Origin of the sequence: Micromonospora sp. 067-2, from assembly GCF_046549295.1 — a bacterium.
Lineage (GTDB): Bacteria > Actinomycetota > Actinomycetes > Mycobacteriales > Micromonosporaceae > Micromonospora.
Genome location: NZ_JAJPWB010000010.1, coordinates 350,014 through 358,273 on the forward strand (window position 1 = coordinate 350,014; position 8,260 = coordinate 358,273).

Sequence of the window (8,260 nt, forward strand, 5' to 3'; positions counted from 1 at the left end):
CCGGTCAGCTCCTTCTCAGGCGCGGGTCGACCAGCAGGTACGCCAGGTCGGCAGCGGTGTTGACCACGACGTAGACGGCGGCGGAGAGGGTGACCACGGCCAGCACCACCGGCATGTCCTTGCTGGTCACCGCGGTCAGGGTGACCTGGCCGAGGCCGGGCCGACCGAAGACCTGTTCGATGATCACGGCGCCGCCGAGCAGGATGCCGAAGAGCCAACCGGCGAGGGTGACGGCCGGCAGCAGGGCGTGCCGCAGGGCATGGCGCAGCAGCACGGTCCGTTCCGGCACCCCACGGGCCCGCGCGGTGAGCGCGAACGGCTCGTCGAGGGCGCGGTCGAGGCCGTCGCGGAGCACCTGGGCGAGCAGTCCGGCGATGGGCAGCGCCAGCGTGACGGCCGGCAGCACCAGCGCGCCGACGCCCTGGTCGCCCGAGACCGGGAAGAGCCCGAACCGGAACGACAGCCCGCTGAGCAGCACGATGCCGATCAGGAACGGCGGGGTGGAGACCAGCAGCAGTTCGCTGCCGGAGCTGGCGCGGCGCAGCCACGGCCGGCGGTCCCCGGCGGTGGCGACCGCGAGAACGACGGCGAGGAGCGTGCCGAGTCCCGCCGCGCAGGCGGCCAGGGTGAGGGTGGGGGCGAGCTGTTCACCGATCACCTCGGCGACGGGACGTTGCAGCAGGTAGGAGCGGCCCAGGTCGCCGCCGGCGAGCCGGTGCAGATAGTCGAGGTACTGCACGACGGCGGGCCGCTCCAGGCCCCACTCGGCGATGATCTCGGCGCGGATCTGCGGGGTGTCGGCGCCGTCTCCGACGATGGTGTCCACGGTGGTGCCGGGCGCGGCCAGCAGTGCCAGGTAGGCGGCGGTGGCAGCGATCCAGAGCACGACCAGCCCGGCGCCGAGCCGCCGGATCACCGCACGGACGGCGCTCACCTGCCGATCCACAGGTCGTACGCGCTGGCGGGCACACCGGCGGTGGGCTCGAAGCGGACCCCACCCACGGTGGTGCTGGCGGCGATCTGGTCGGCCGGGGCGTAGAGCGGCAGGGCCAGGGCCTGCTCGGCCACGACCCGCTGCTGAAGGTCGGCGTAGATGCCGGCCCGCTTCGTCGGATCGGCGGTGGCCTGGCCGGATTCCAGGAGCTGGTCGATTCGCGGGTCGTTGACCCGGGTGCGGTTGATCCCTCCCTTGGAGTGCAGCAGCAGGTTCAGCGCGGCCCCGGCGTCGGTGTCGGCGCGGGAGTTGTCGAAGACCTCGAACTCGTTGCGCTCGAAGGCCTGGTTGGCGCTGCCCTGGTCGACGAGGGACACCTTCAGGTCGATGCCGGCGCTCTGCTTCACCGCCGCCTGCACCGCCTGGGCGAGGACGTCACGGCGGTCGCGGACGAACGGGGCGGACTGCACCAGCCGTACGGTGAGTCGCTTGCCGTCCTTGACCCGGTAGCCGTCGGCGTCCCGCGTCGCCCAGCCGGCCTGGTCGAGCAGGCCGTTGGCCTTGGTTGAGTCGCCGCCGTACCCACCTTCGAGTCGCTTGTCGTAGAGCGGGCTGGACGGGCTGATCACGCTCCAGGCCCGGGTGGCGGTGTCCCGGTAGACCGACTTCAGCACCGTGTCGACGTCGAGCGCCTCCCGGAACGCCTGCCGGACCCGCAGGTCGTCGAAGGGCGCGTGGGAGACGTTGAAGTAGTAGGAGTAGGCGGAGCCGGAGTTGAGCTCGCGGCTCAGACGCAGCTTGGGGTTGCCGGTGACCAGTGGCTGGTCGGTGGCGGGCACCCCCTCGACGACCTGCACCTGGCTCGACGTGAGGGCGCCGACGCGGACCGCGGATTCCTTGAGGAACCGGTAGGTGATCTCGTCGAGGTAGGCCGGGCCGGTGTGCGACGCGGTGGGCGGCGCCGAGTCGTAGTCGGGGTTGCGTCGGTAGTGCAGCTCCTGACCCGGGACGTAGCGGTCCAGCACGAAGGGTCCGGTGCCGGCGACGTCGACGCCGCCGGCCTTGAGGTTCTTCGCCTCGCGGAGTGACTTCGGCGAGACCTGGGCACCCTGCGGGGAGGCGAGGAAGTCGAGGATGAGCACGTCCGGGACGGTCAGGGTGAGCCGTACGGTGCGTGGATCGACGGCGTCGACGGCCTTCAGGTTGCGCAGCTGCACGGCGGCGACGCCCGGCGCGTACCCGGGTTCGCGGAGCTTGTCGACGTTGGCCTTGACGGCCGCCGCGTCGAAGGGTGTGCCGTCGGAGAAGCTGATCCCGTCCCGCAACGTCAGGGTGTACGTCCGGCCGTCGGGCGTGCCCTGCCAGCCGGTGGCCAGCCACGGCACCAGCTTGCCCTGCTTGTCGTAGGTGAGCAGCGACTCGAAGCTGTTCCAGACCAGGAGGCGGGCCTTGGCCTGCGCGTACTGGTGCGGGTTGAGGGTGATCGGTTCGGTCTCGACGGCCCAGGTGAGCGCGCCGCCGGTGCGCGGCTGGCCGGCGGCCTCGGCGGCCGGCACGGTGCCGGTGGAGCAACCGGCGGCGAACGCGAGCAGGGGTGCGAGGGTGACGGCGACGAGGGTCCGTAGGCGGCGTACGGGCATGACGGGGTCTCCTGTCCAGACAGGCGGCAACGGGTACGACGACGGTCGGCCGGGCGCGGTCGCGCGGGCCGGGAAGGGTGTGTCGTCGATGGGTGCAACGGCGGTCAGCTCGGCGGTGAGCCCCACCTCGGCAGGCCGGGACGGCGTGCCGGGTCCGGTTCGGGGTCTACCGGGTCAGCGCAGACAGGAACTCGACCACACCCGACCGAAGTCGATGTGGCCGCGGATCGTCAACCGCAGCTCGCTGGACATGCGCCGAGTCCACCCGCTCGGTCCGACGTTGTCAACGAACACGTGAGCGGATGTCGGTTATCGCACGCGGACCCGCGATTTCGTTGACGCAATACCTACTTAGGCTATAGGATTTATAGGTATTGTGCCGTGCGGCCAGACCTCAGCGATCCGGCCTGGTCCGCGGGCCCTGTTGGCTCGGGGCGCTGCTGGTTCAGGGCCCCGTTGGCTGATCACCGCACTCGGGTGGTTGCCCGGCCGTCACGACGGGGGCGGCCCGGACGCCGGCCCCGCGTCGGTGACGCCGGTCGACGTCAGGCGGCCGGGCGCCGGGCCACCTCGTCGGTGCCCGTCGCCAGGCCGGCATAGCGGCCACGGTGGTAGAGCAGCGGCGACCCGACGTCGGCGTGCCGGAGCAGCTCCGGCTCGGCGAGGATGACGGCGTGGTCGCCGACGGTCACCCGTTCGACGACACGGCAGAGCAGCCAGGCCAGGGTGTCGTCGAGGATCGGCACCCCCTCCGGCCCGGTACGCCATCGGGTCGGCTCGGCGAACCGGTCGATGCCACTGGTGGCGAAGGTCCGAGCAAGCTCCTGCTGGTGGTGGGCGAGCAGGTGCACACCCACGTGCCGCGCCCCGGCCACGGTGGGCCAGCTGGACGATCCAAGGTTCAGGCAGAACGATACGACCGGTGGGGTCAGCGACACCGAGGTGAACGAGGTGGCGGTGAAACCAACCGCCGGTGAGCCGGGCGCGGTGACCACCGTGACGGTGCTGGCCTGGTGCCGCAGCAGCGTCCGCAGCGCGTCGGCGTCGGCGTCGACCGGCGCGGGGGTATCGGTGGACAGGGTCATGGCGTCCTCCCGTGGGGTGGGTGAGGAAGGGGTCACGGCTGCCCGACGCGCTCAGGGGTCGCCAGCCGCTCGTAGGGGATCTTCTCGCCGGCCTCGACGGCGACCGGCAGTCGGTTCTCCGCCGGCGGCAACGGGCAGGTCGCGAAGTCGGTGTACGCGCATGGCAGATTGGTCGCCCGGTTGAAGTCCACTGTCACCCGACCTCGTGCATCCGGCGCCCCGACGGCCAGCGACCGGTTGGCGCGATAGGTGCTGACCCCGGAGGTGGCGTCGGTGAACAGCACCGACAGGCTTCCGGGCGCCGCGCCGTTGAACGCGGTGAGGCGCAGCGACACCCCGTCGACCTCGAACTCGATCCGGCCCGGAGCGTCATAGATGTGCTGCAGGCCCTCCACCGCAGCGCCGACGGTGGTCGGCCGTGGCACGTCGAACGGCACGAACAGCCCGCTCAGAACCCAGCGCGGGTCCGGCGGAAACGCCGGGGTGCCCCGGAAGCGGGTGCGCAGCGGGTGGTCCGGGAAGCGGGGCCGGAGGAGGTATCGCCCACCCCGACGGGCGACCTCCAGCACCCCACCATCGATGTCGACGGTGACTCCGCCCCGTTCGGCGATCGGCCCGAACGCGTGCCGGCCCGTCACCGGCCGCCCGTCGACCGTGAGACGCTCACCGCCGGCAAGGGTGACCGACACGCTCTCGTTGTCGGTGTGCCACTCCCCCGGCACGTCGGGGAACCGCTGGGCCTGCGGGGTGAGCCAGTGCAACCCGGTGACGGCGAGGAAGCCGTGCGGGTCGGCCAACGCCCGCTCGTGTGCGCGGTGCCATTCCTGCCACGCGCGGACGAAGGTGTCATCGGTGTCGGTCGGGGTGACGGTCACGGGTGCCTCCCGGGGTCGGTTGATGAGATCGCACGGCGACAGCGGCGTCCAGCCGAACGCCAGACCAGGTTGAACGCTCAGGAGGCACCTCTCCGGCAGCGGCGCGGCACGGAGGCGACCGGGACCCCCGCAGCGGGACGAGGACGGCCGGAAGCAGGTGACCATCAGGCCTGGAGCGGCGCTCCAGGACACAGTTGTGCGGCAACCCGCATCAGGTCGACGACCCGGCGGGAGGTGAACAGCCGAACGAGCAGCATGCCTCCATTTTCCTATCGAACAGGTAGGATTTCAAGTCTCCAGGGTGCCGACAGCCGAGACCTGGATGGTTGTCACCGTGGTGTCCGGATTTGTCGGGCCGCCTTTGCCCGCCGCATGACGAAGCTCCTCCGGCCGGACGAGCACCGCGAGTTTCCGGCTGACTCAGGCTGCCGGCCCGGGCCGCCCACGTCGAGGACCCCGGCCAGCCGTCCGCATCTCGATCACCTGCGGCAGCCTTCCCGTGCCGGCAGCGGGACGTAGGCCGTGTTCCCGGCGGCACAGCCGCGGCGGGGAGGCACCAGCGTGGGCTACTTCGTGCCTGCGGCGACGACGTACGGGAAGGATTCCTGCCGGGCCTTCGCGGTACCGGCCGGGGACAGGCCGCACGACATGGCGGCGTTGCTGGTGAGGGAGAACATCACCTCGGCCGCGTTGTCGACCAGGGCGCGCCCGTTGTGCCGGTCGAAGCCGTAGCAGGCGGGGCTGCCGATCTCGTACGCCAGCAGGTCGGGCAGGAGCCGTTGCGCCAGAGCGTGGCCGTAGGCCGCCGGGTCGGCCGCGGTTCCGTATGCCGCGACGAGGCCCTGCACGAGCCGGGCGATCTTGTCGCCGTCGGCGCGTAGGTCCTCAGAAGGGTGGCGGTGGTTGGCCTCGTTGGCCCAGTCACCGTCGGCCGGACGGAAGATCGGCGACATCATCGGGTGCGCGCACCGGTTGACCTGTCGCCAGCCACCGGCGTCGGTGGCGAGCTTGGTGACCGCCCACGAGGCGATGCGTCGGCCGCTGGTGAGGGTGGCGTCGGTCCTCGGTATCTCCATGGCGATCGCGGCGACCGTACCCTCCTGGAAGGTGTTCTTCGCGGCATCGGCCCGCCACGTGCCGGGCTCGATCGTCGTGCCCTGCTGGATGGCGGCCGTGAACCCGGCGAGCTGGTCGAGGTCGAGGTAGAACGGGTCGGCGACGGTCGCGGCGAATATCCGGACACCGTCGCCGTTGTCGATCACCTCGTTGGTCCGCCCCTGCGCCAGCAGGCTCCCCTGGGCGCCGTCGTCCCGCGCTTGGCCTCCGGCGAGCAGGTGCAGCGTCACCTGCTGCTGTCCGCTCGCGTCGGCGGGGCCGAAGGTGAAGCGGTAGGTCAAGGCCTCGGTGAGCTCGCCGTCGAGGTGGACCTTGAACTCGTAGCGCGCCTCCGGATGGAAGCCCGGCGCGGTCTGCTTGGCGGAGCTGTTCATCGCCATGAGGAAGGCCGTGCCGCTCTCGCCCGCGAAGATGTACTGGTCGGTCAGATCGAGGCGGGAGTCCTGCTGCGCTTCGGTCGAGTCGAGGTGGTGCGACATCGCGGGTCTCCATGCGTCGAAAAGTGGCTGATGCGGCATTCCTTCCTAACACGCCACTGCCGGCCACTCCGGGCAATCGGTCAGGTCCGGCCCCCTCGGTCGGCCCACCGGCCATCGGCGGGCCTGCCTCGATTCCGGGTGCCGTGATGGCGGCGGGATGGAGGGCTGTGCCATCATCCCGCCGCCACCCGGCAGTACGTCGCTGCTGGTCCGTACGGTCAGGTCAGCGGTTCGATCCAGATGTTGCGGTATCGGACGTTGGCGCCCGGGTCGCCGTGGTCCTGGAGTCGGATCGGTCCGCCGGCCGCGCTCTCGGCCGCACCGCCGCCGGTCGGGCTGGAGATCGGCACGTCATCGTGGACCAGGGTGCCGTTCCAGCGGACGCTCACCCGGGCGTCCTCCGTCTTGTTGCCCGATCCGTCGAAGCGGGCGGCACGGAAGGTGACGTCGTAGGTCTGCCACGTCTCGGGGGCGGTCGCCGCATTGCTGTCGGCCGCCTTGCGGCTGTAGATGGACCCCGCCTCGCTGTTGTCCAGCGATGTGTCGCCGTACGAGTCGAGGACCTGGAGTTCGTAACGATCCTGCAGGTAGATGCCACTGTTGCCACGCGCCTGCCCGGTGACGTTCGCCGGATAGGTCGGCTCGTACCACTCGACGTGCAAGCGGAAGTCACCGAAGGTCTGCGTGGTCCGGATGTCACCGCCCAGGGCCTCCACCGAACCGTTCGCCACCGGCCAGGTCGCCGCCCCACCTCCGGTGCTCTGCCAGGCGTCCAGGCCGTCGCCGTCGAAGAGCGTGACGCGCTCGGTGCCAGCACCGTCGATCGACCAGCGTTGGTTGTCGCCGCCGGCGTACTCCCAGATCTGGATCTGGGTGCCGTCGGCGGTGCTGCCGCCGGCAGCCTCGAGGACCTTGCCGGACTGTGGGTTGAGGATGGAGCCGTTGGACTGCGGCTGCCAGACCTGCGCGCCACTGCCGTTGCAGGTCCAGAGCTGCACCTTCGTGCCATTGGCGGTGCCGCCGGCGGACACGTCCAGGCACTTGCCCAGCACCCGGTAGGTGTCGCCGACCCGGCTCCACTTCTGGGCGTTGGTGCCGTTGCAGGTCCAGAGCTGGATCTTCGTGCCGTCAGCGGTTGCCGAGTCGCTGACGTCGAGGCACTTGCCGCCGACGCCGGTGATGGTGCCCGACCCGCCGCCGGCATCGCCGTACACCTCGAATTCGTAGATCCGGGCCGCGGGATCGGTCGTGTTGGTCGGTGCGGTGATGTTCAGGCGTACGTAGCGTGCCGTGACCGCTGCGATGTCGTGGGTGGTGGTGCTGGCGGTGTTGCCCGCGACCGTGGTGCGGGTCGTCCAGTTCGAGCCGTCGGTGCTGGTGGCGATGGTGAAGTTCTTCGTGTTCCAGGCGGTGTCCTCGCCGCCCGCGCCGGCGTGCTTGACGACGAACCGGTTCACGTCCTGAGGGCTGCCGAGGTCGACCTGGAGGTACTGGTCGGCGCCGGTGGAGCACCACTTGTCACCATTGCCGCCGGCCACGCTGCCGTTGACGGCCTTGGCCGGGGCCTCGGTCGCCGAGCAGGAGCTGTCCGCGGTGGCCGGCTTGTTGAGCGCCAGGTTCGTGCCGCCGGTCGGCGGCGGCGGGGTGCTGCCGGGGATGGCGTTGAGGGTGTACCAGGCCTCGGTGCTCCACAGCGACTGGCCGTCCTCGGAGGTGAACGGACGGGGCGAGCGGACGTAGACGACCCGGCCGGCCTTGCGACCGTCGACGGCGAGGGTGACCTTCTTCCGGTCTGCCGAGAGGGTGGCCGAGGTGACGCCCAGCGTCTCCTCGTCGACCTTCGGGCCGCCGTAGTCGGCGGTCGGCACGTACCGCCACTGCTTGACCTTGTAGTGGGCGGCCAGGTCCGCCGCCGTGTCGGTGGAGATCGGCTGGGTGTACTCCAGCTCGAAGCCGCCGGCGGTGGCCCGCATCGCGAGGATCTCGAAGGTGTTCGTGGAGTTGGGGGTGAGTTTCTGCAGCCCGTATGTCAGTTTGCCGTCCTGGCCCCAGTTGCCGCCGGCGCCGAGGCCGCCGACGTAGATGGCGCCGTCGGGGCCGATGTTGACCTCCGAGATGCCGGCTTCGAGGC

General features: G+C 70.9%; 6 protein-coding genes. All 6 read right to left on the minus strand.

Annotated elements, in window-relative coordinates:
• Window positions 1–4: 4 nt before the first annotated feature.
• Window positions 5–934 carry an ABC transporter permease gene (locus tag ACLJN9_RS24920; RefSeq protein ID WP_410813985.1) on the minus strand — a complete coding sequence of 310 codons (930 nt, stop codon included), beginning with the start codon at window positions 932–934 and terminating at the stop codon, window positions 5–7.
• Window positions 931–2,574, minus strand: a complete 1,644-nt coding sequence (locus ACLJN9_RS24925) for an ABC transporter substrate-binding protein (RefSeq protein WP_410813987.1) — start codon at window positions 2,572–2,574, stop codon at window positions 931–933. Before ACLJN9_RS24925 ends, ACLJN9_RS24920 begins: the two co-directional genes overlap by 4 nt.
• Window positions 2,575–3,119: 545 nt before the next feature.
• The gene (locus tag ACLJN9_RS24930; RefSeq protein ID WP_410813990.1) at window positions 3,120–3,659 is read right to left on the minus strand and encodes a flavin reductase family protein; all 540 of its coding nucleotides are present in this window, start codon (window positions 3,657–3,659) and stop codon (window positions 3,120–3,122) included.
• 32 nt (window positions 3,660–3,691) lie between these two features.
• Complete coding sequence (locus ACLJN9_RS24935; RefSeq protein ID WP_410813992.1) at window positions 3,692–4,534, minus strand: DUF1684 domain-containing protein; 843 nt, start codon at window positions 4,532–4,534, stop codon at window positions 3,692–3,694.
• 566 nt (window positions 4,535–5,100) lie between these two features.
• Entirely contained in the window at window positions 5,101–6,129 is a 1,029-nt protein-coding gene (locus ACLJN9_RS24940; RefSeq protein ID WP_410813994.1) for a DUF4331 family protein, read from the minus strand.
• Window positions 6,130–6,347: 218 nt separating this feature from the next.
• The coding region (locus tag ACLJN9_RS24945; RefSeq protein ID WP_410813996.1) for a family 16 glycoside hydrolase at window positions 6,348–8,260 on the minus strand (1,913 nt) is incomplete at its 5' end.

Coding starts and splice junctions, on each gene's coding strand:
- ACLJN9_RS24925 (WP_410813987.1), bottom strand. CDS start 2,574: ATGCCCGTACGCCGCCTACGGACCCTCGTCGCCGTCACCCTCGCACCC.
- ACLJN9_RS24930 (WP_410813990.1), bottom strand. CDS start 3,659: ATGACCCTGTCCACCGATACCCCCGCGCCGGTCGACGCCGACGCCGAC.
- ACLJN9_RS24940 (WP_410813994.1), bottom strand. CDS start 6,129: ATGTCGCACCACCTCGACTCGACCGAAGCGCAGCAGGACTCCCGCCTC.